17 protein-coding genes are annotated in these 24852 nt (G+C 40.8%); 4 read left to right on the top strand and 13 right to left on the bottom strand.

What is annotated here, in order from left to right:
- Window positions 1–5 precede the first annotated feature (5 nt).
- On the top strand, window positions 6–878 hold the full coding sequence (locus EDC17_RS01735) for a glycosyl transferase family 90 (RefSeq protein ID WP_243645937.1): 873 nt from the start codon (window positions 6–8) through the stop codon (window positions 876–878).
- Here EDC17_RS01735 and EDC17_RS01730 read toward each other — a convergent pair.
- The 12 genes from EDC17_RS01730 to gltB all read right to left on the bottom strand — a co-directional run bounded on the left by EDC17_RS01730 (window position 868) and on the right by gltB (window position 17457).
- The gene (locus EDC17_RS01730; RefSeq protein WP_132776284.1) at window positions 868–1971 is read right to left on the bottom strand and encodes a glycosyltransferase family 4 protein; all 1104 of its coding nucleotides are present in this window, start codon (window positions 1969–1971) and stop codon (window positions 868–870) included. The genes EDC17_RS01735 and EDC17_RS01730 overlap by 11 nt on opposite strands.
- Window positions 1962–2978: a glycosyltransferase family 9 protein gene (locus EDC17_RS01725; RefSeq protein ID WP_132776283.1), complete on the bottom strand. Its 1017-nt coding sequence runs from the start codon at window positions 2976–2978 to the stop codon at window positions 1962–1964. The genes EDC17_RS01730 and EDC17_RS01725 overlap by 10 nt, the downstream gene beginning before the upstream one ends.
- Before the next feature lie 6 nt (window positions 2979–2984).
- Window positions 2985–3590, bottom strand: coding sequence for a DUF4254 domain-containing protein (locus tag EDC17_RS01720; protein WP_132776281.1), 606 nt, complete (start codon window positions 3588–3590; stop codon window positions 2985–2987).
- A 36-nt stretch (window positions 3591–3626) separates the two neighbouring features.
- The gene (locus tag EDC17_RS01715; protein WP_132776280.1) at window positions 3627–5120 is read right to left on the bottom strand and encodes an NADH-quinone oxidoreductase subunit N; all 1494 of its coding nucleotides are present in this window, start codon (window positions 5118–5120) and stop codon (window positions 3627–3629) included.
- The gene (locus EDC17_RS01710; RefSeq protein ID WP_132776278.1) at window positions 5120–6724 is read right to left on the bottom strand and encodes a complex I subunit 4 family protein; all 1605 of its coding nucleotides are present in this window, start codon (window positions 6722–6724) and stop codon (window positions 5120–5122) included. The genes EDC17_RS01715 and EDC17_RS01710 overlap by 1 nt, the downstream gene beginning before the upstream one ends.
- A 1-nt stretch (window position 6725) precedes the next feature.
- Window positions 6726–8735 carry an NADH-quinone oxidoreductase subunit L gene (gene nuoL, locus EDC17_RS01705; RefSeq protein ID WP_132776277.1) on the bottom strand — a complete coding sequence of 670 codons (2010 nt, stop codon included), beginning with the start codon at window positions 8733–8735 and terminating at the stop codon, window positions 6726–6728.
- The gene (gene nuoK / locus EDC17_RS01700) at window positions 8735–9040 is read right to left on the bottom strand and encodes an NADH-quinone oxidoreductase subunit NuoK (protein WP_132776275.1); all 306 of its coding nucleotides are present in this window, start codon (window positions 9038–9040) and stop codon (window positions 8735–8737) included. Before nuoK ends, nuoL begins: the two co-directional genes overlap by 1 nt.
- Entirely contained in the window at window positions 9037–9585 is a 549-nt protein-coding gene (locus tag EDC17_RS01695; protein WP_132776273.1) for an NADH-quinone oxidoreductase subunit J family protein, read from the bottom strand. Before EDC17_RS01695 ends, nuoK begins: the two co-directional genes overlap by 4 nt.
- The gene (locus tag EDC17_RS01690; RefSeq protein WP_132776301.1) at window positions 9585–10145 is read right to left on the bottom strand and encodes a 4Fe-4S binding protein; all 561 of its coding nucleotides are present in this window, start codon (window positions 10143–10145) and stop codon (window positions 9585–9587) included. The genes EDC17_RS01695 and EDC17_RS01690 overlap by 1 nt, the downstream gene beginning before the upstream one ends.
- Before the next feature lie 4 nt (window positions 10146–10149).
- Window positions 10150–11223 carry a complex I subunit 1/NuoH family protein gene (locus EDC17_RS01685; protein WP_132776272.1) on the bottom strand — a complete coding sequence of 358 codons (1074 nt, stop codon included), beginning with the start codon at window positions 11221–11223 and terminating at the stop codon, window positions 10150–10152.
- Window positions 11224–11470: 247 nt separating this feature from the next.
- Entirely contained in the window at window positions 11471–12937 is a 1467-nt protein-coding gene (locus EDC17_RS01680; protein WP_132776270.1) for a glutamate synthase subunit beta, read from the bottom strand.
- Between the two features lie 20 nt (window positions 12938–12957).
- Entirely contained in the window at window positions 12958–17457 is a 4500-nt protein-coding gene (gene gltB, locus EDC17_RS01675; protein WP_132776268.1) for a glutamate synthase large subunit, read from the bottom strand.
- 212 nt (window positions 17458–17669) lie between these two features.
- On the opposite strand from gltB, the gene EDC17_RS01670 reads away from it, so the two are divergent.
- Both EDC17_RS01670 and EDC17_RS01665 read left to right on the top strand, forming a co-directional pair.
- Complete coding sequence (locus EDC17_RS01670; RefSeq protein ID WP_132776266.1) at window positions 17670–18767, top strand: mandelate racemase/muconate lactonizing enzyme family protein; 1098 nt, start codon at window positions 17670–17672, stop codon at window positions 18765–18767.
- Window positions 18768–19314: 547 nt separating this feature from the next.
- Window positions 19315–20325: a LacI family DNA-binding transcriptional regulator gene (locus EDC17_RS01665; RefSeq protein WP_132776264.1), complete on the top strand. Its 1011-nt coding sequence runs from the start codon at window positions 19315–19317 to the stop codon at window positions 20323–20325.
- Here EDC17_RS01665 and EDC17_RS01660 read toward each other — a convergent pair.
- Window positions 20314–21609 carry an MFS transporter gene (locus EDC17_RS01660; RefSeq protein ID WP_132776263.1) on the bottom strand — a complete coding sequence of 432 codons (1296 nt, stop codon included), beginning with the start codon at window positions 21607–21609 and terminating at the stop codon, window positions 20314–20316. The two genes, EDC17_RS01665 and EDC17_RS01660, sit on opposite strands and share 12 nt — an antisense overlap.
- A gap of 236 nt (window positions 21610–21845) precedes the next feature.
- Here EDC17_RS01660 and EDC17_RS01655 point away from each other — a divergent pair, with 236 nt between their 5' ends.
- Complete coding sequence (locus EDC17_RS01655) at window positions 21846–24851, top strand: SusC/RagA family TonB-linked outer membrane protein (protein ID WP_132776261.1); 3006 nt, start codon at window positions 21846–21848, stop codon at window positions 24849–24851.
- Window position 24852 lies beyond the last annotated feature (1 nt).

Below are 24852 nucleotides of genomic sequence, written 5' to 3'. Positions count from 1 at the left end.
CATTTTTGAAATCTTTAGTCCCCAATGCGTACTATAGATCGCAGAGAAATTCACTTTTGCAAAATCTCCCCTTATCCGAGAGGGAGTATGTACAATCTCGTGTAGATTATTACAATAAATTAGTGGATTCACAGCCATTATCACCCTCTGCCTTTGCTATCAAGGACTATCACATTCCCGATAAGATTCGTGTTTATTATTTTGATAGTATTGAATACCTACGCTATTTTGATGGGCAGCATAGATTGGAACTGATTCCTGGAGATGTAACGCATGTGCCTGCTTACCCGGCTATTGTAAAAAGTAGACCGGTGGATGGAAATAATTCCAATTCCGTGCTTTTGAATCTGGATAAAGCGAGGCATTTTAATTTTATAAAAGATGATATTTCTTTTGAACAAAAAAAGGATCAGTTGGTGGGAAGAAGTGGTTTTCAACAAGCACACCGTGCGCGATTCTACGCTATGTACGCGGATCATCACTTATGCAATTTGAAAAAGGCTACCCGAAAATCGGATCCGGATTATCTTTCCATCGCTGGACATTTGGATTATAAGTTTATTCTGGCCTTAGAAGGGAATGATGTGGCAACCAATCTAAAATGGATCATGTCTTCCAATTCTATTGCTGTCATGCCTAAGCCGACTTATGAGACGTGGTATATGGAAGGTACATTAGTGCCGGATCATCACTATATCTGTATAAAGGATGATTATTCTGACTTGGAAGAAAAGTTGAATTATTATAGCCAAAATACAAATAAGGCGCTAGAAATAATCGGCAATGCGCATGCATATGTCAATCAGTTTAAAAATTCAAAACGTGAGGATGTAATTTCTTTAATGGTTTTGGATAAATATTTTAGATTTACCCATTAAGATTTGTATAAATACCATTCCATTGAGCTGCAATCTTATCATCGTTAAACTGCTGTACAAATTCTAACCCTTTGGAAATCATTTCTTGGCGCATGATGCTGTTGTCCAGTACAGATTGAATGGCATAACTTAATTCTTCCGTATTTTTGGGGTCAATATAATAGGAGAATGGACCGCCAGCTTCTGGGAAAACACCAGAATTGGTGGTGATAACTGGTGTGCCGCTATACAAAGCTTCGATAATCGGAATGCCAAAGCCTTCGTATTTGGAAGGATAAATAAATAGCTCAGCCATTGCATATATAGTCGATAGTTCCTCCATGTTGAAGCCCTGGAGAATATGTATTTTATGCTGGAGACCGTTGGCGTGGATATACTCTTTTATTCCTTTGGAATAGATTGTTTCCTTACCAATAATTAGCAAGGGGATGTCCAGTTGTTCTACAGCTTTGACTATTTGAAAGGCATTCTTTCGCGGTTCGATGGAACCCACATTAAGCACAAAATTTTGGGGTAACTTATATTTCGCACGCAGCAGTTCTTTTTGTTCTGCAGTTTTTTGGATTTTGAAGGCAGGATGGCAGCCTTGGTAAATGACATCAATTCGATGCGAATCAATACCATAAAATTCCATAATGTCTCTTTTCGTCTGTTGACTGATTGCTACTATTTTGTCAGCTTCCTGCGTCGCGCGTTTAAATTTACGGTTGTAGATGTATCGGTCAACTGGTTTGTAGAGTTCGGGGAATTTCAAGAAAATTAAATCGTGTACCGTAACAACCGATTTGATTCCATTTTTTGCTAATCCCATAGGGATTTCTCCCGATAAGCCGTGATAAATATCGATATCATCTTTTTTGAGATCTTCAACAATCCACTTATTGCGCCAAATACTAGGCAAAAAGGTGTTAAGTCTGCCTTGCGGTAGCTTAATACTATTGTCACTAAATCCAGTACCAGTGATTTTTGGTGTGTACTTTATATAGTCATTTTCGGGATAATACTGTTCCATTACCCGAACCAAATCACGGCTGTAATTGCCCAGACCTGATTTGTTTAGAAAATATCTTTTAGCATCAAAGCCTATGCGCATATTTGAGTGATTCGATTAACAACCATATCCGAAGTTACTAAATCTATAGCTTCAATCCCATCGCAATCACAAGGCTTGTTGCCATATGCTGAAGATGGTCTATTGGGATGCTCGACCTGTATGCAATCCGCCATGGACTGTCCATAACCCAAAAAGCCGGCAAAAGGATGTGTCGCTCCCCAAATGGAAAGACATCTCGTACCCATCAGCGAGGCCATATGCATGCCCGAGCTATCCATGCTAATCATCAAGTCCAGGTGTGCGATAATATCTAATTCTTGAGAAACGCTAAATTCTCCAATCGTATTTCTTACAGCGGGATAATTGCGACTCCAATTTTCGGCGATGGATTTTTCCTTTTCTCCACCACCGAAGATGAATGTTTCGTAATCCTGTGAAGAAAGATATTGAATCACCGCCTCCATTTTTTGTAGTGGAAAAACTTTATATCTATGTTGCGCAAAAGGAGCTATACCAATTTTCTTTTTATCAGAAGCTAATATTCCAAGGTATTGAGTTGGAATCAGTCGATGTTCTTTAACAAGCAGATGCGACAGTTGAATCGAAAAACCGAGCTTTCTGAATACATCTGCATATCTTTCTGTGGTCAGTTTGAGCTGTTTCTTGATTTTATTTGTTGCTCGAGTCAACTCCGCCTTTTCCTTACGCCCTTTATCTAATATCTCAACTTTATAACCTACCATCTTAAAAAGAAAACCTAAAGCACGACTGCGTAGGTTGTTGTGTAGGTCGGCGACAAAGTCTGCGTTATAGGTCTTTAGTTCCTTAAAAAGGCTATATATTCCGCCGAGACCCTTATGTTTATGCTTCGGGTCGAACGTATGAAATTTGACTCGAGGGATATGCTCAAAAAATGCGGAAAACAGTTTTCGGGACACTAAAATGATTTCGGTATCCTGATGTTGTTGTTGAAATTCTTTGAGAACTGAAGCGACCATAGCAACATCTCCCATTGCAGAAAAACGAGTGACAATGATACGCTTCATAGAGTATTATTTTTGTGCTCCGTAAAGTACAGGGTTCAAGTTTGGATCGTTGTACATTTTCATTTGTTTGTACACTTTCATATATTTTTTACCGGCTTGGATGTCCGCTAGTAGTTCATCGATACTTTGTGACAAATCTTGACGCTGTTCCAACAGTACATTCAGTTTTTGCTGACAAGCCTCTATATGTGCTTGATCTACATCCGTACGATGCGTTTCTTGCTCCATATGGTAGATTTTCAAAGCAAGGATGGAAAGCCTATCGATTGCCCATGCAGGACTCTCTGTATTGATTTTGGCATCGGCCATAGGAGCGACATCCGCATATTTCTGTAAGTAATAGCTATCGATATATTCTACCGTATCCGTACGCACTTGATTTTGTTTATCAATACGTCTTTTCCAATACAAACCATCTTTGGGGTCAATGTCGGGATTACGGACTACATCTTCCATATGCCATTGCGCCGTGTCAATCCAGCATTTCAAATACAATAAATGCTCCAATGAATCTAAATCATAAGGATTCGAGATGGGATGATCAATTGCATCATTGACGTGATAATCTGCTATAGCACGTTGAAAAATAGAGTTTGCAGTAGTACTAATCATAATACAAATATACAAATTAAGATAACCCGAAAGATTCTATTTGAACAGAGACAATAAAATTGAAGGAAAAATTCCTAACACTAAAGTAGAAATTCCAAGCAAAATAGAAATAATATAAACCAATTGTGCTGATTTGCTGTAAGCTACCTTCACCTCTTCGCCTTTGCGTAGAAAAGCGAATAAAGGAATCTTAAAATAATAAAACAGTGATATGACAGAAGTCAGTGCACCAACTATTAAAAGAATCAAGTAATATTTATTATTGTTGAATTGGAATAAATCAAAAACAGAACTGAACACAAATAGCTTCCCTATAAAACCTGCGGTGGGCGGTAATCCCACCAAGGATATACCTAATAAAGTAAAAACAGTAAATAAGATAGGGAACTGTCTACCTAGCCCTTGGTAGCTTTCCAACTGTGCCGAACCAGTTTTTTGTTCTAAGACATCAATTAATCCAAATACCGCCAAATTCATAATGGTATAAACGGCAATATAGAACAGCAACACCTGCGGCTCTGACGCCAAATTGGCAATCAAGGCCATCAACAAGAATCCCGTATGACCGATTGAAGAGTACGCCATCATACGTTTGATATTGGTCTGCCGCAACGCCACAAGATTACCGACCAACATCGTCACGATAGCAGCTACACTAACCAGCACTAAGACCAATTCGGAGAAATAGAAAGAGGAAGAAGTCCACTCTTCGAATAATCGAGCGAGAAGGACTAAAGCACCAATTTTGGGTACTGTCGATAAAAATGCCGTCACAGGAGTCGGTGCGCCCTCGTATACGTCCGGTGCCCATACATGAAAAGGCACAAAGCTGAGCTTGAAGCCAATCCCGGAAAACATAAAAAGTAGGGCTAAGGAAAGTAAAATTTTAGGGGCTTCAATGAGCCCTTGTATATGCTCGAAAGATGTGAAGTCTAGATTTCCAGTGAATCCGTACAAAAGGGAAAGCCCATACAACATGACCGCGGCTGATACCGAACCAAAGAGTACATATTTCATGGAAGCTTCTGCCTGCTTTTTGTTTTCGGAGAAAAAGCCTACTAAAATATAGGAGCTAATGGACACCGTTTCTATCGCAATAAATGCCAATAGCCAATTGCTGGTCATGGTCAGGATATTTAATCCAAGACCTGCTGTTAATAATATACTGTAGATATCACCAAGATTTTTACTAAACTTTTTATTTCTGAAGTGCTGTTGGATAAAGACCACACATAAGAGTAATGCTAAAAGCAATATACCCCGCGCATACACCGAGAAATTATCCACGATGAGCATGCCGAAAAAGCCGTTCTGTGGCGCGCCCAGCTGTTGAGTGGAAAGTATAAAAGAGATAATGATGCCTGTCAGCGTAATGACAAATGAACCATGTTTCCACCATTTATCCACAAACAACGTCGCTAGAATACTTCCCAGAAAAGCAAATATCAATGCTAGTTCCGCTTTGAAGTACGGAATTGATTGTATGACTTGATCAAGTAAGTTCGGTAATTGTACGTTGATATCTTGCATTATAGATACTGTGAAACCAATGAAACCAAATTAAGTACTGTTGCGTTCATTTTGTCAAACACCAATGAAGGCATGATACCTAATACTAAAGCTAAGGCTAACGTAGGGAATAAGATTATACGTTCGCGGGTATTGATATCTGTCAATGCAGAAGCCCAAGCTTCTCCACCTTTGAAGCGAGTCTGACCGAAAAACATGCGCTGCAGCGTCCAAAGTAAATATGCGGCACTCAGCAAAATACCTATTGAACCTGCTATAGCCATCCATCGTGGAATACCCGTACCTACGGATTCTGCGTTGAATGTCCCAATAATAACAAATGCCTCGCCGATAAATGCGGAGAATCCAGGTAAACCCAAGGAAGCAAAGAATGCCACGGCCACAAATCCTGTATAAGCGGGCATATGGGAAGCCAATCCACGGAAGTTATAGATATACCTATCGTGTACGCGGTCGTAAATTACGCCGACCAAAAAGAACAAGGCTGCGGACAAGAATCCATGAGATAGCATCTGGAATAAAGCACCTGATATCCCTTCGGCCGTCAATGACGCTACGCCCAATAGGACAAAACCCATGTGCGATACCGATGAATAGGCGATAAGACGTTTTAAATCTTTCTGTGCTAAAGCATTCAAGGCCCCATACAATATGGAAATCACACCTATAAGTCCTAGCCACCAGTTGGCATCTACCGCCGCATCTGGAAAAATGCTGTAACACACGCGAATGATTCCATAGCCCCCGATTTTAAGCAATATTCCTGCAAGGATAATGGATACCGGTGTAGGAGCTTCCACGTGGGCGTCTGGAAGCCAAGTATGTAAGGGTACAATAGGCACTTTGATGGCAAAAGCCACAAACAAGACGATAAAGCCTAACATCCGCGCCGGGATACCCAACACTTCATAATAATTATTTAGATAAGCAAAGAAAGAACCATCCACGTAATTGTTGGGATTCATCATATGCAGCATGTTGAACGTATGCGCGCCTGTGTCCGGATTTACAACCGAGAAATATAATCCCACAATAATTAGCAACATAAATACCGAACCGAATAGGGTATAGATGAAAAATTTGATCGCTGCATATTCTCGGTTTGCGCCACCCCAGATTCCTATTAGAAAATAAAGCGGAAGCAACATCACCTCATAAAATATGTAAAAAAGGAAGAAGTCTAAGGCACAGAATATACCCATCACCGCCATATTAAGCAACATAAGTAAGGAGAAATAACCTTTTGTACTTTTGGTTATATTCCACGAAGCACCTATTGCCATAAGCATGACAAAAGCACTCAAAACCAAAAGTGGCATCGACACGCCATCCACACCCAAGAAATAATCGATTTCCAACTGGCCTAAGCTGCCCAGATCCAATCGTATCCAAGGTAGCTGTTCGAGGTATTGAAATCCGCTAATCTGATTAATTCCACTTGCGCTATTATCAAACTGTACATACAGCCAACCTGCCAATGCGAATTGTATCACTGTAAAGCCTAGCGCAATGTACTTGTAGTTGGATTGCATACGGTTTGGCAACAGCAAAATTAAGGCTGTAGCGACCAAAGGCAAAAATATGAGTAGTGAGAGTAATCCCATTTTATCGTAATATCAAATAAATAATTCCAATCAAAACTGCTGTCAGCGTGAAGCCGAGATAATTTTGTAACCTTCCGTTTTGTACAAAACGAAAAGCATTTCCTAATTCGTAGGCTAATTGCGCTACGGCGTTGACGATTCCGTCCACGATGTGTTTGTCAATCCAAGTGATAATTTCACTTATTTTGCGAATCACATAAGATGCGCCATTGACTAGACCATCTACGAGGTATTTGTCGAACCAATAACTTGCCTTTCCCAGTAAAAGGGTAGGGGCTACAAATGTTTTCTCCATCCATTCATTCATGCCAAATTGATTCTGTGCGAAACGCATCCAGGAGCTATTTGCCTGTAATGGATATGTTCCCTTTACGTACCAATTATATCCCAGCCACCAACTGAGTAGTGCTGTCAATGTTAATGTAATAGGAATAATAGTATGCAAAGCATGGATTTCGGTAAAGCTGTACTGCACGGCAAGACCATTCAATATGCCGCTGTTGGCATACGAAAATGGATTGAACGAGAATACAAAAAACAATGAACATACGGCCAAAAATGCCATAGGAAGTAACATGGTTTTTGGAGCTTCGTGTAAGGCAGGAGCTTCTAAATTGGACACCCGCAATTTTCCGAAAAACGCCTTAAAGATCAGACGTCCTATGTAGAAAGCTGTTAATATACTCACCAATACCAATAGAATAGGAATTAGGAGGTGTACTCCACCTTTTTGCATGGCCCATTCGAAAGCCGAAATGACGATAGCATCCTTACTCAGAAATCCTGATGTCAAAGGGAAGCCCGCCAAGGCTAGTGAAGCTACAGTCATCAGGACAAAAGTCTTTGGCATGTACTGACGTAATCCGCCCATATTTCGTAAATCCTGTGGATCAAAATCCCCATTATTATGTGCTTTCAAGTGCGCCATTTCATGAATTAGGGCACCCGCAGACAAGAATAACAAACATTTGAAAAAGGCGTGGGTAGCTAAATGAAACATACCCGCGTCCCAAGCACCAATACCTACGGCCACCATCATATAGCCCAGTTGGGATATGGTAGAGAAAGCCAATACTTTTTTAATATCATATTGCGCCAACGCAAAAATCGCTGCGGTAACTGCGGTGATCGTTCCTATAATGGCGATGATGAGTAATACAGTGCCATTGAATAAGGGAAATATGGAGCTAAGCAAGAATACGCCGGCAGCAACCATCGTGGCAGCATGTATCAGGGATGAAACAGAGGTTGGTCCCTCCATGGCATCTGGCAACCACAGATGTAAGGGAAATTGTGCGGATTTGGCCATTGCTCCTAAGAAAAAGCAAATGCCCGCTGCAGTCATAAGCCCAGAATTTTGATCGACAATACCTTGATACAATAACCCATCTTTTCCGAGTATATCTACTATATCTAAAGTGCCAAAGGTGTTGAAAAGAATGGCTATGCCTATTAAAAAGCCCAAATCCCCAATTCGGTTCATCAAAAAAGCTTTCTTATTGGCTTGTACAGCAGATTCTTTGGTATACCAAAAGCCGATTAGTAAGTACGAAGCAAATCCAACCAATTCCCAAAAAATATACATGAGCAGTAAATTTTTAGAAATCGTCAACCCGAGCATCGCAAAGCAGAATAAGCTTAAATACATCCAATACCGATGTATCCCCGCATCACCTTTCATGTATGCTTTGGAATAAATATGCACAGGGAGGGCTATGATGCAGACTATAAATTGCATCAGAACGGTTAGATTATTCAATAGAATGCCAACGTTGAATGTTTTTTCCCCTATCGTGAACCACGAATAATCCACCTGCAAGGCTGTGCCGTTCCATACTTGGGCGAAGACGAAAATTCCAGAGAGTAGGGTGCTGATACTTATAGCCGCGAGAGACCAGATTCCGGAAGTGGATTTTTTGCCCAATACAGCCTGTATGATGAAGGCAAGCAAAGGCAACAGTACAACTAATATACTGGCTCCGATAGGCGATATGGTCAATAGGCTATTCATTAATCTCTCAAATCTGTTATATTATCTGGATTAATCGTTTTGTAATGTCTGTACACATTTAAAATAATCGCTAATCCTACAGCTACAGAAGCTGCAGCCAAGACGATCGCAAATAAAGCGAATATCTGTCCACTATAATTAAGTTTATCGTATTTGCCAAAGGCAACTAAATTCAAAATAGCTGCATTGATCATTAATTCTATTCCAACCAATATCATGATGGCATTGCGCTTAGCGATAACGGTATACAATCCGATACAGAAGATACAAGCGCTGACGACCAGAAAATGTGTAAGCGTGATCATTGACTTTCCTCCTTTCGGGATAGATGCGCTGCACCAATTAAAGCCATCAACAAAAAGATCGATATCACTTCAAAAGGTAGTACATATTGCGTCATAAACTTGATGCCAAGCTGTTGAATATTGTTGTCATGAGGAGTGATCACCATGCCTTCTTGTATATTGCTCAACATCCATTCGGGCATATCATTATTCCATTCTCGAATTCCTAAAATGAACACCGCAAAAAATCCTAATGCCAAAAGTATGGATTGCCAACTCGGTAAACTCAAAAATGATCCGGAAATGTGCTGTATGTCCGCCAACAATTCTTTATTGGAAAGCATAAAAGCAAATATCATTAATATCAGCACACCGCCTACATACACCATGATTTGGGTAATGGCAACAAAATCTGCTAACGCAAACAAGAACAATCCCGCCATTGCAAATAAGGTGATAAAGAAAAGAAACAAAGCCCGCGCTGGATTCTTCAGGCTTACTACCAGAAGGGATGAGCCTATGGCTAAAGCTGCAAAAGCATAAAAAAGAAATAGTTCTAGATTCATTATTTCTTTTTGGCTGCCTCCTTCTCAGCTTGAAATTTTGTCCATTCTTGTTTTCGTTGTGCTATTTCTTCATCCGACATTTCACCAAAATCGTAGATCAGGTCCGTCAATTTTGTGGTGCTGCGGTCGTATTGATTGGTCATAGTGATGCATTCTGTCGGGCATACCACGGTACATAGTCCGCAATACATACACTTCGCCATGTCAATATCAAATTGCGCGGCGTAGAGACGCTTCACGCTTCCGTCTGAGGTTTTGCCAATGACTTCGGGTGATTTTACAGCTTCGATAGCAATACAATCTACCGGACAAGCTTTTGCACAGAGGTCGCAGACAATGCAATCGTCAATTTCTACATGCAATTGATACCTTCCTATTTCGGGTATAGGCATTTTTTCTTTCGGAAACTGGACGGTAGTGACACCATCTTGCTTCTCAAAATAGTCTTTCTGACGGATGTCTCTGCTCTCTCGTGATTTCTTGGCACCAAAGAGGTGACTTACGGTCAAAAGTAAGCCTTTCACCGCTGTCAAAAATCCTTGTATGGTTGTTTTTAAAATCACTTTAATTCATTATTAATATACGCCACAAACCTGAAATTGCCATGCAAATAAATGCTGCAGGAATCATTATTTTCCAACATAAATTCATGAGCTGGTCGGCTCTGAAGCGTGGTAATGTCCAGCGAATCCACATTTGTATACCCACAATCAGTAAAGACTTGGACAGGGTCCAGAATAAACCCCAAAATAATCCCGTTGTCCAATCTGCTAATCGAAGGGATCCTATGTTGGGTAAAGGTGTATTCCAGCCTCCTAGAAATATAACCACACCCAGCATTGCCACCAAAAACATCATTGCGTATTCAGCTAAAAATACAAAGGCGAAACGGACACCACCATATTCGGTATGAAAACCGCCAATAAGCTCTGATTCAGCTTCGGGAATGTCAAATGGAGCACGGTTGCATTCGGCTAATGTCGCAATGAAAAATATGACGTAAACGACTATCAGGTGCGGTGCTTGAAATATATTCCATGCGAGTATTCCGCCAATGTCGGATACATCCCAAAAGCCTAAAAAAAGTAAATTTTCAGTGCTTAATACGCCCTGATTGATCGCTATCTCATTTAGATTAAGCGTTTGTGTGATCATAACAGCCGCAATAAGTGATAGACCTACCGGAATTTCATAAGATACCATCTGCGCTATAGCACGGATAGATCCTAGCAGCGAATATTTGTTATTTGATCCCCATCCCGCCATCAAAATGCCCAGTGCATCAATGGATACAACGGCCATGATGAAAAATAAGCCTGTATGTGTATTGGCAGGAACAAAACCGGGCGCCCAAGGGACGACGGAATAACCAATGAATACCGCACCAAATATAATAACAGGCGCTATGGCAAATAAAATTTTATCCGCGGCAGATGGATTGATTAATTCTTTTTGAAGAAGTTTGAGTATGTCGGCGAAGGTTTGTAATAAACCATATCTACCTGTTTCCATAGGACCTAATCTGTCTTGTACAAAACCCGCAATTTTGCGTTCGGCATATACGGCAAATAAAGCAAATAAGGCGATGAAGCCAAATAGCACAGCAGTAATTAGAATATAAAGTAGAATTCCGCCCAATGTACTTTAAGATTAATGAAAAATATGTACAAACATACGTAAAATCACCTGAAAAGCGATATAAAAAACCCATAATCCTGACACAGGAAAGTATGAATTTGACCGTGTTCAAACAATAAAATAAATACATTCTTAGTCCGTAGTCTTTTTAACTCGAATGCACTATTTTTGTTTTCTTAAAATAAATAAAAACCTTCTCACCGGGATGTAAGAAGGTTAGATTGATATATATATAGGTGATTAGTAACTATGCGTATGTATAGATAGCTTCTTTGCTTTCTAATACAGTCGAACCCATTAAGAATTCATCCACTTTGCGCGCACATTCGCGTCCTTCTGAAATGGCCCAAACCACCAGAGACTGGCCGCGACGCATATCACCGGCTGCAAAATATTTGCTCGAATTTGTTTGATAAGAACCTTCAGCAGCTTTCACATTACCACGTTCGTCCAATGTGATACCTAATTGCTGCAATAAGCCTTCGTATTGTGGATGCAAAAATCCCATCGCTAATGTCACCAATTCACAAGGGATCTCCCGTTGCGAACCTTCCACTTCTTTGAATTTGGTCGGTCTTCCCAAAGCGTCGGTTTCCCATTCTAAGTCTACAACTAATGCTGCTCGCAGATTACCTTGCTCGTCTCCAAAAAATTTTTTGGTGCTGATGCTCCAATGTCTTTGGCAGCCTTCTTCATGCGAAGTAGTAGTTTTCAATAGCATCGGATAAGTAGGCCAAGGCATAGCATTCGTCCGTGTCTGTGGAGGTTGAGGCATCAACTCAAACTGAGTAACAGATTTCGCACCATGACGGTTTGAAGTACCCACGCAGTCCGAACCGGTATCACCACCACCGATTACCAACACATTTTTGCCTGTTGCCAAGATTTCCTCCGTATCGATAGGTGAGTTGCCTACACGTTTATTCTGTTGTTTCAAGAATTCCATGGCATAATAAACACCTTTCAATTCGCGTCCCGGGATGTTTAAGTTGCGAGGAATAGTCGACCCTCCGGATAATACCACAGCGTCATATTGATCCAGTTCTGTAACCGGTACATTTTTTCCCACTTCAGCATTTGTGCGAAACTCGATGCCAGATTCTTGCATCACTTCCACACGTCTGTCGATGACAGATTTGTCTAATTTGAAGTCAGGAATACCATAGCGCAACAGCCCGCCGACTTTGTCATCACGTTCGTAGACCACGACATCGTGGCCCGCTTTGTTAAGCTGTGCCGCTGCGGCCAAACCTGCCGGACCTGAACCTACTACAGCAACTTTTTTTCCTGTTTTGATCGCAGATTTATGTGCTTTTACATATCCTTTTTTATAGGCTATTTCAATAATATGTTTTTCGATTTCCTCAATTGCCACCGGGTTTTTGTTGATGCCCAATACACATGCCGATTCGCATGGTGCCGGACAGATACGCCCCGTGAACTCCGGGAAATTATTTGTCGAGGACAATATATTGTATGCTTCTTCCCATTTGCCGTCGTAAACCGCATCGTTGAATTCAGGAATAACATTGCCTAGAGGACATCCTGAGTGACAGAATGGAATGCCGCAATTCATACAACGTGCTGCTTGATGGTTCAGTTCCTCGTCTGAATACGATTGGACAAATTCTTGGTAATTTTGTTTTCTATTTTCTACAGCCTCTTTTTGAGGAAGTACTCTATCAAATTCTAAAAATCCAGTTGCTTTTCCCATGATTTTATTTCCTCCTTAAATTAAGCTACAACCATTTTTTTCAATAACACATTTTTGTACTCACGCGGAAATACCTTGATAAAGCGGTGCTTCTCACTTGCCCAATTGTCCAAGATATAGGTTGCCCTAGCACTTTTGGTTAAGTTGATATGACGTTTGAGTAAGGCAATGATTTCATTTTCATCTTCCGTTTCCAACGGATCCAGATCCACCATCTCTTGGTTGCAATTTTCTTTGAATTTGCCGCTCAAGTCGTAAATCCATGCAATACCACCACTCATACCAGCAGCGAAATTTCTTCCGGTGTCCCCTAAGATTAGTGCGCGCCCACCAGTCATGTATTCACAGCCATGATCGCCGATGCCTTCTACCACAGCGGTCGCGCCAGAGTTGCGGACAGCGAATCGTTCCCCTGCCATACCATTGATGAATAAGTGACCCGAAGTGGCACCATATAAGGCTACGTTACCTATAATGATATTGTCGTGTGGTGTTAATGCACTTTCTTTAGCGGGATAAATTGCTAATTGTGCGCCAGACAAGCCTTTACCTACGTAGTCATTTGCTTCGCCTTCAAGTTCAAAAGAGATACCTTTTGTGTTGAATGCACCGAATGATTGACCTGCGGAGCCTTCGAATTTAAAATTGATGGTATTGTCCGGCAATCCTTCCGAACCGTATATTTTAGAAATTTCGTTAGACAGTAGTGTTCCGATTGTACGGTCTGTATTTTTAACCTTAAAGGTTCCGAATACAGGTGTTCTATTTTCTAAGGCTTCTTTAGCTTGTTTTAATAATCCCCAATCCAAGATCATGCTCATGCCGTGGTCTTGCTCTTCGGTATTATAGAGTGATTGACCTACTTCATTGCGTGCTACATGTAGAATTCCAGAAAAATCAACTTTTTGCGCTTTCCAATGGCCTACGTCTTCACGTTTTTTCAAGAATTGTGCGCGGCCTACCATTTCGTTAATGGTACGGAAACCCAATTGCGCCATAATCTCGCGCATTTCTTCCGCTAAGAAATGGAATAGGTTAACGATATCTTCTGGTTTTCCGGAGAACAATTTACGTAATTCAGGATCTTGTGTTGCCACACCTACAGGACAGGTATTCAGATGGCATTTGCGCATCATGATACATCCGCCAGCGATTAATGCTGCAGTAGCGACACCCCACTCTTCGGAACCCAACAGTGTCGCAATAACTAAGTCGCGACCTGTTTTCATCTGTCCGTCCGCTTGCAATACGACGCGGCTTCTTAGTTTATTTTGTACCAAAGTTTGATGCGCTTCTGCCAAACCAAGTTCCCACGGAAGACCCGCGTGCTTAATCGAACTGATAGGCGATGCTCCTGTACCACCATCGTAACCAGCGATCAGGATGACATCAGAGTGTGCTTTTGCTACCCCCGCAGCAATGGTTCCTACGCCAGCTTTAGACACTAATTTCACGTTGATACGTGCATCACGATTAGCGTTTTTCAAATCGAATATCAATTGCGCTAAATCCTCGATGGAATAAATATCGTGGTGTGGAGGAGGGGAAATCAACCCTACACCCGGCGTGGAGTGACGAGTTTTAGCAATCCAGTCATCTACTTTATGTCCCGGCAACTGTCCACCTTCTCCCGGTTTTGCACCTTGAGCCATTTTGATTTGAATCTCATCGGCTTGCGTCAAGTAGTTGGATGTCACACCAAAGCGAGCAGACGCGACTTGTTTGATGGCCGATCGCATGGAGTCCCCGTTAGGTAATTTTTGGTAACGGATCTCATCTTCTCCACCTTCACCTGTATTGGATTTTCCGCCGATGCGGTTCATGGCTATAGCCAATGTGCTATGTGCTTCATGCGAGATAGAGCCAAACGACATGGCACCTGTGGCAAATCGTTTCATGATTTCGCTTGCCGGTTCTACTTCGTCAATAGCAATTGAATTTCTATGTTTTGCAAAATCTAATAATCCGCGCAAAGTAAACATGCGTTCTTTCTGATTATTGATTAGTGCAGAATATTTTTTGAAGGACTCATAATCATTGTTACGACAAGCTTGTTGAAGCAAGTGGACGGTTTGAGGATTCCAAAGATGGCCTTCACCACGACGTTTCCATTGATAAATACCACCTTCAGGTAACAAAGGTTTAACATTGCGTGGCGCTTCAAACGATCGCCAATGTTTGGTCAGTGCCTCGCGGGCAATGTCATCCAAAGATAGACCTCCAATGCGTGATACCGCACCACAGAAGTACTTCTCAACTACCGATTGATCGATGCCTAGCACTTCGAATATCTGTGCGCCATGGTAAGATTGAAGCGTAGAGATTCCCATTTTAGAGAAAATCTTCAACAAGCCACTGCATACTGCTTTCACGTAGTTTTTGCGCAAATCTTCCCATTCTAGATCCGTATCTATCAAGCCTTCTGCTTTCAATGTACGGATGCTTGCTAATGCCAAGTAAGGATTGATTGCTGTGGCTCCGAAAGCTAACAAACAGGCGAAGTGATGTACTTCCCAAGCATCTCCAGCTTCGACTACCAAACCTACAGCACCACGATTTCCGGTTTTGATCAAATGGTGATGTACTGCTGAGACTGCCAAAATGGAAGGTATTGCTGCGTGCTGTGAGTCGATTGCACGGTCTGAAAGAATAATTACTTCAAATCCATCGCGTACCGCATCGTCTGCATAGCGACACAACCTTTCGATACCAGCTTCCAAAGAATCCGGTTTGCCATCTGCACGGAAATAACATTGTAGCGTTTTGGCCTGAAAAATTCCTGTATCTATGGAGCGTAGTTTTTCCAGTTCACTCGATGTGAGTATAGGATGATCTAGCGTCACACAGTGACAAGATTTCTTATCTTCTACTAATATATTGCCTGAGTTACCAATAAATGTAGCTAAGCTCATCACCAACCGCTCACGGATAGGGTCGATCGGTGGATTAGTTACCTGTGCGAAGAATTGTTTGAAATAGCTGGAAAGGTGCTGTGCTTGATCCGATAATACCGCCAATGGCACATCAGTTCCCATCGAACCGATAGGTTCGTAACCCGTTGTAGCCATCGGTGTTAAGATTGTCTCGATATCTTCACGTGAATAGCCAAATGCTTGTTGGTATTTGAATACGGACTCTTTTGACAAGTAAGTGAAAGTTACACGCGGGTCAGCTAGTTCTTCTAATTTTATTTTATAATTATTGATCCATTCGCCATACGGTTGTTGACGGATTAATTCGCCTTTTACTTCTTCGTCGGCACGGATTGTGCCCGCTTCCATGTCGACAACGAAAATTTTGCCTGGCTGTTGACGACCTTTTTTGATGATGATTGACTCATCTATAGGCAATGCACCTGCTTCTGAGGCCACTATTACGCGATCATCAGAAGTCACGGCAAAGCGCAATGGACGTAATCCATTTCTGTCCAAGGTTGCACCAATAATTTTACCATCTGTAAAACATAAAGCTGCGGGACCATCCCATGGTTCCATGAGCGTAGCATGATATTCGTAGAACGCTTTTTTCAATGGATCCATTTGCGTGTTTCCATCCCAAGCCTCCGGTACCAACATCAACATCACATGGGGCAAACTACGGCCACTGTGCAATAGCAATTCTACGACATTATCCAGGCAGGCAGAATCCGATTGTCCTTTGTCCACTACTGGAAGCAATATTTCCATCTCTTCTTCCGTAAAATAGGGCGAAGAGAGGGAGCGTACATTCGCATAAAACCAGTTCAAGTTACCCGTCAATGTGTTGATTTCGCCATTGTGCGCAATCATGCGGAATGGTTGAGCCAATGACCATGAAGGGAACGTATTGGTAGAGAAACGCGAGTGTACTAATCCAAAAGCGGATACCACGCGTGGATCTCTCAGGTCTTTAAAATATGTGCCAACTTGATAAGTCGTTAATTGACCTTTATAAATAATTGTTTTGCAAGAAAGAGAGGCAATATAAAGTGGAAGTGGATAAGCTTGGACGGATTTGATTTTTTGAATGATAAGTCTGCGTAATACGTATAATTTCCGTTCAAAATCCTCTGTATTGGTTACGCCTTCGGGTCTGGATACAAAAAATTGTACGATCTCAGGTTCGGCGCTCAAGGCCGTGAGTCCAATTCCTTCTTTATTCACCGGAACAGCTCTAAAGCCTAAAAACTCCATTTTCCGTTCGGTCGCTGCTTCAATGATTACCTGACGGCATATGTCGTTGAGTGATTTTTCTTTTGGTAAAAATACCATACCTACGCCATAGTATCCCGGCTCTTGGAGTTGAATGCCTAGGTCAATACATTCTTCCCATAAAAATTCGTGCGGCAATTGGATCATTATTCCTGCGCCATCACCACTCTCGGGATCACATCCACATGCGCCACGATGTTCCATATTCTCAAGCATAATCAGAGCATCTTGTACCTGGCTATGCGATTTTCTACCTTTTATATGCGCTACAAAACCCACACCACAAGCGTCGTGTTCGAATTCGGGGTTGTAAAGACCTTCTTGCTGCATTGTCTTATATTAATTATGTTAATTCCAATTAGAGTTTGCTAATATAAAAATAATTTCGATTATTGTTTGAAATTATTTCAATAAAAATGTATTAATATTGATTAATTAATAATTAGATTTCTACTTAGTTTTAAAGAGATTGTATTTATTTCGGCGTTTGATTGATTATTTGAAATTTCATTCGTTTTTTTGTTGTTCTATACAAACGAATCATGATTATTAAAGAAATCGAAATATATCGCTTGAGCATCCCAATGGAACCCTTTGTTATTGCTACAGGAACAATGGATTATGCTCAAAATACATTTGTAAAAATTAGCACAGATGCTGGAATATATGGTGTAGGAGAGTGTTCGGCTTTTCCGATGATTGTGGGCGAAACCCAAAACACCTGTCTGGCAGTGGCGCAGGATTTTGCCAAAATATGGAAAGGGAAGAATCCTTTAGATATTCCGGCTCGCCTCGCAGAACTTCATCTTTATATTGCAGGTAATGCCACGATTAAGTCGGCTTTTGATATGGCTTTGTATGATTTGGCAGCTAAAGCGGCGGGATTACCTTTATATCAATTCCTGGGCGGTAAGAAAAGAGATATTGTTACCGATATTACGTTGGGAATAGCTTCTCCGGAGGAGATGGCCGCCAAAGCACTCACGCTCAAGGAAAGCGGCGCTTTTGCGCTAAAGGTCAAGCTGGGTAAAAATCCGCAAGATGATATTGCACGTATCAAAGCTATTCGTCAAGCCGTGGGATTTGATATTCCTGTCCGTATTGATGCAAATCAAGGCTGGTCCTTCGAAGGGGCGGTAGAAGCATTACAAGGCTTAGAACCTTACAAAATTCAATTTTGTGAGCAGCCTATGCGTACTTACAATGATCACTTGTTGCCAGAATTACGTACACAAACTATTGTGCCAATCATGGCGGATGAGTCTGTATACTCGCATTATGACGCAGAGCGACTATGCAAAGCAGATGCATGTGATTATATTAATATCAAATTTTCAAAATCCTCGGGAATTTATGAAGCTTTGAAAATTCAAGCCGTGGCAGCGGAATACAATATTCCATGTATGATAGGAGGAATGTTGGAGTCGCGATTAGCTTTAGCTGCAAAAGTGCACTTTGCTTATGCTGCCCCTAATGTGAAATTTTATGATCTGGATACCTGTATGGTAGGACATTTAGAAGATCCTGTAATCGGAGGAATTCTGTACAATGGATATGAGATAACTATTTCAGATAGCCTTGGTATTGGAGCTGATATTCGAAAAGAATTTTTAGATAAATGTGAAAAATGGGTGATTTAATCACCCATTTTTTGTTTTATCATTTTTTTATCCCAACCATTGTCTTCTCCTGTCAATGCTTTCCATTGCATTGTGGATGAGTTTATTTGTGAAACTTTGTATTTTTCTATATCCGTATTTTTAGAACTAGCTTCAAATAGGCTTAATATATTTTCCTTTTCGTCAAAAATATATTTTTTGGATATTGTAGTATCTGTTGCATAATAATATCTGTCTCTTTGAATATAGATTTGACATTCTTTATTCTCTTTCTTAAATGTATAATAAAAATAATTGGTGTGCGTTCTAAACCCCTCAATTTTTTCTATCCATTTTCCCTGTAGGAATTCAGAAGATACACTATTGTCTTTTTGCAGCTCACTGATACAAGTCCTAAAAGCGCATAAAATAAAATTGATTTTTCATAATTTTGTAATGGTTATATCATATAGCCAGCAGTTTGTGTTTCTGCTACATTATTTAATTCTAATTATTGGATATAAATAAAAATGATTTAATCACACACTTTTATTTATATTGCTATTTAAATCATTAATTTGTCACCCGGATGAGTAAAGTAGATATAAAATCTATAGCTAAGGCTTTGAATCTTTCCAAGTCCACTGTCTCTCGTGCATTTCAATCCAATAGTGATATAAATGCCAATACACGCTCACGTATTCTGGCCTATGCCAATGAGGTCAACTACCGACCTAATCATTATGCCAGTAATCTGCGCGAACAAAAAAGCAAAACCATTGCAGTGGTCGTTCCTGAACTCGAAAACAACTATTTTACGCAGATAATTAAGGGTGCTGAGCAAATTGCCAAAGAAGCAGGCTACCATACCTTGGTCTATGCCACTGACGATAATGTGTGCAAGGAGCGTGAGTTTGTGACAAGTATTTCTAATGGAAAAGTGGATGGTGTACTCATGTCTGTAGTAGGTGAGGGGCACGACCACAGTTACCTATTCAATATCGATTTAGTAAAGATGCCCATCGTATTTTTTGATCGCTTATACGATGATGTGGCGATTCCCGGAATTACGACGGATGATTACCAAAGCAGTTTTGAAGCCACCGAGCATCTTATTCAAGAGGGCTGTAAGTCTATTGCATTTTTGGTCATTGACAAGGATCATTCTATTGGTAAAGAGCGCTGCATGGGCTATACGGATGCGCTCAAGAAACATCAGCTGCCTGTGCGGGAAGAATTGATCGTTAATTGTTCAAATTCGTACACTGAAAATTTTGTGATCATCACGGATTTATTGACTACGGACAAGCCGGATGCGGTTTTTGCATCTGTAGAACGCTTGGCTTTTTCGACTTACTACGTGTGTAATCATCTTGGAGTGTCCATTCCCGATCAGGTGAAAGTCGTGGCGTTTTCCAGTTTGCAAATTGCAGAATTGTTATCTCCACCGCTGTCTACTATTGTTCAGCCCGCTGAACAGATAGGGCGGGAAGCAGCGCGCTTACTGCTCAAAAATCTCAAAAACCCCAATCTCACTCCGAGCACAGATCAAATTGTATTGAAGTCAGAACTAAAAATTCGAAAATCATCACAAGGATAAGGATTTACGATATATCAAGCAGCTGATAGCGGCTATAATCAAGCAAATTGCAGCTATCATAATGGCATAGATCGCTTCCCCACCAAATAGCTTTTCAATGATCACTCCGCTAAAAAGTCCTATTGCTATCTGCGGAAGAGTGATAAAAAGGTTAAATACACCGAAATATAAACCTACTTTGGATTGTGGAATTAAACGACTCAGTAATGCAAAAGGTGAGGCTAAAATACTTGCCCATGCTATCCCCAGCAGTAACATAGGGAGATAGAGCTGATGAATCTCAGTACATAGAAATACCAATATTAGCCCAAATCCTCCCATTAACAAAGCGATAAGATGTGTCGTAATGATGTTGTATTTTCTGTAGAGCACAGGTAAGCCTAAGGAAAAAATGCTTGCTGACAAGTGGTAACAACCAAATAACACGCCTGTAATATTTGCCGATTCGGAATAGGAATATGATTTTGGGTCATAATTATACTCCGCAAAGATATGTTGCGCGACGGCAGGAGTCATAAATATCCAGATCAGGAAGAAGCCTGCCCAACTAAAAAATTGGATGACCCCCAGTTTCCACATATTGATGGGTATGGAGGGTAAATAAAATGTTTTCTGACTGGAAGCGATTGCTTTTACTTCTATTGTTTGTTTCAGGATCGTCTTGGAAGTAATAAGTATGGTAATCAATAATATAGAAGCTCCGATGTTAAAGGCCCATTTCACATTGAGAGGTATTCCTTCATCGCTGCTGATGGTTTCAACCGAAAAAAACCGATGTAAGATATAAGGTAATGTAGAACCCAGTATAGCACCAATACTAATCAAAAAAGTCTGTATAGCGAAACCTCGAGGCTGTTGATATATGGGTAGGTAATCCGAGATTGCTGCCCGCAAAGGATGCATACTGACATTGAAGGAAATATCTATTACCACCAGCAGGATAGCACCTATCAATAACGGTGACCATACATTTAATAGCGCATTGGCATTCGGCAGTGCCAAGAGTGCGAGTACACTTAGAATTCCGCCGATGAGGAGAAAAGGAACTCTTGATGTGCCATTGTTCATTCGGCGGTCACTCCAATAGCCAATGAGTGGTTGCACCACTGCTCCAGATAGCGGAGCTATCAGCCAAAAGAGTGATACCTCGGTCAAGTCTGCCCCGTAATTTTGAAGAATCCGTGTTACATTCCCTGCTTGCAACGCAAAACCAATTTGAATTCCCAAAAAACCAGCACACAAATTAGTGATTTGGAATAGTGATTTTGGTGTTTGATTTTGCATACCTAGGGCTATTTAAGGGTTAAGATAGAAAACTATTTTTAAAGTTCTGTGGATGATTAATTCAAATTAATTTTTGAAGTAGTGAAATTTTATATTTATCTTTAATTCGTGTTTTGGGAACGTTCCCAAAATACGGATAACCATTATATCAAACAAACAAAAATTATAAGATGATTGTACTTATAGGAGTATAAGCACCTAAATTAAACTCTTTTAATAAACCAAAAACTCAAATTATGCACAATTTTACATTTCGTAATTCTTTGCTCTATGGTTTGTTTTGGCTGTTTAGCTTTCTTTCAATGGCTAATTTTGCTTTTGCAGCAGACCAAACAAATTCTATCTCTGGTAGAATCACCGATGAGCAAGGCGCGGCCGTAGTGGGAGCTACTGTTAGTATTCTCAACACTTCATCGGCTACATCTACTGATGCAAATGGTAATTATGTTCTTTCTAATCAAACATTAGGAAGTAAAACTGTTGTAGTCAATATGATTGGCTATGAACGATTCCAAACCACTCTTACCGTTGCGGCGGGTGAGAATAAGTTAGACATTACGTTGACAGGTGCTTCTGATGAATTGGAAGAAGTGGTCGTAATCGGTTACGGTACGGCGCGACGTAAACAAGTGACAGGCTCCATCTCCAGTGTTACTCCTGAGGAGTTTAACAGAGGGGTGGTGAGTTCTCCGGATCAATTATTAGCCGGTAAAGTTGCTGGTCTTACGGTCAATAGATCGGGGGGTGACCCGACAGCGGGATCTACGATGCAATTGCGTGGTCCTTCTTCATTGACAGCAAGTTCTTCTCCACTGTATGTAATTGATGGAATTGTTGGCGCAAATATCGAATTGATTGCACCGGATGACATCGTGTCTATGGATGTGATGAAAGATGCTTCTTCGACAGCGATCTACGGTTCTAGAGCCGCCAACGGTGTTATTTTTGTAACAACAAAACGTGGTAAAGCGGGAGCACCTGTACTTTCTTACAGTGGATATGCAGCGACTGAAACAGTTTCCAATCGTGTGAATGTACTTACTGCAGCCGAGCACAAAGCTTTTGTAGAAGAAAATGGGCTGACTGTAGCACCGAACGAAACTGGATACGAAACAGATTGGCAAAAGGCTATCACGAGACCTGGTGTATCGCACAACCACAATTTGTCCCTTACAGGTGGAAGTGAAGGCACACGATACAATGCTTCATTAAATTATTTCAATAATCAAGGTATTGTGAAGCGTAGTGGTGTCGAAAAAATCGTAGCACGTGTGGGTGTGGATCAAAATGCATTTGACGACCGATTGAAATTATCCTTCAATTTGGCAAATAGTATCAATACTTCGCAACATATAGATTACGGTATCTTCAATGGTGCAGCTCGTTTTGTGCCTACATCACCTATTATGTCAGACGATCCTCAATATGGACAATATGGTGGATATTTTCAAGTAGTAGGTCGTACCGGATACATGAATCCAGTAGGAATGCTCAATCAACGTGATGAAACCCGCAGCAACAATACGTTGTTAGGAAACTTCAAAGCGGATTTAAAAATCATCGACGGTTTGATCTGGTCGAATGTATTATCTTACCAACGTACGCATTGGGATAGGAGTTATTATATGGCGCGTACGGATTTTGATTCTTTTGCTTTGGGTAGAGGTTTTGCGGATCGTACGGCATTAAAGCATATCGACAAGATTTTAGAATCTTACTTGAACTACAATTTCACTAGAGATTTACACAGTTTTGATGCAATGGCGGGTTATTCTTACCAACGCACCAAAAATGATGATGGACTACGTGGTACAGCTGTGGGATTCATGTCTGATGATCTTCTTGACAATAACTTGAATTTGGGTGCTTTGCCAGATGGTTATAATCCTTATAGTGATTTCCCTCATATCAAAGAATCTTTATTGATCTCAGCGTATGGCCGTATAGGTTATAATTATGATGAAAAATATTTGTTCAGTGCTTCTATTCGTCGTGATGGATCATCCAAATTTGGGGTGAACAACAGATGGGCAACTTTCCCTTCTATCTCTGCTGCATGGCGTTTGACGCGTGAGTCCTTTATGCAGGATCAGCAATTGTTCTCCGAATTAAAACTAAGAGCAGGATATGGTGTGTCGGGTAACCAAAATATCGACCCATACCGTAGTATTATCATGTTCGGTCCTCGTGATGGACAATTCTTCTACAACGGTAAATGGGTGAATGCCTATGGTGTTAACCAAAATGAAAATCCAGATTTGAAATGGGAAAGCACTTCTATGTTCAATGTGGGATTGGACTTTGAAATTTTGGGTGGCAGAATTGGCGGTACCATCGAGTATTATAACAAAGAAACCAAAGACTTATTGTATGAGTATGATGTGCCTTCGCCTCCTTATCAATTCAACAGATTATTGGCAAATGGTGCAAGCATGAACAATCAAGGGGTAGAAGTAGTGTTGAATGCGAATGTATATAAAAATGACAATTTCCGTTACTCTACTACCGTGAATTTTGCTAGAAACGTCAATGAAGTAGGTTCCTTATCTTCTAATATCGAGAATATCGGTGTATCCCAACGTTATGAAGGAGATATTGGGCTAGAAGGATGGACAGGCCAAACTGCTTCCATCGTATTACCTGGTCAACCTTTGGGTACATTTTATGTAGCCAAATACATTGGTTATGATGATGTAAGTAAACGTACTATTTACCAAAAGCCTTCGGGAGAATTGGTGACGCAAGATCAGATCTCCGCACCGGATGATTACCAAATCATGGGCTATGCACTTCCAAAATTCACTTACGGTTGGAACAACAATTTTGCATACAAAAACTGGGATTTAAACATCTTCTTGAGAGGGGTGTACGGTAACCAAATATTCAACGCTACACGTGCGGACTTATCCAGATTGCAACAAGCTAATGTGACCAACATTTCGAATGACGCCTTGAAAGAAGGTATTTTCGAGACTCCACTGATTGCATCAAGCCGTTTCTTGGAAGATGGTTCTTTCTTGCGTCTAGATAATATGACGCTCGGATACCGTTTTGACACTAGTAAAGCGAAGTATTTCAAACAAGCAAGAATGTACTTGACAGCGCAAAACTTATTTACATTGACTGATTATACAGGGGTGGATCCCGAGTTAAGCCTTGGCGGATTGTCTCCAGGTATAGATAATAGAAGTTATTATCCTAAGACTAGATCATTTATCCTAGGTGTCAATTTAACATTTTAAT

It is taken from the genome of Sphingobacterium alimentarium, assembly GCF_004342685.1.
In the GTDB taxonomy this organism is placed as follows: domain Bacteria; phylum Bacteroidota; class Bacteroidia; order Sphingobacteriales; family Sphingobacteriaceae; genus Sphingobacterium; species Sphingobacterium alimentarium.
The sequence above is the reverse complement of the archived record's forward strand: the minus strand, read 5'-3'. Positions and strand labels throughout refer to the sequence as shown.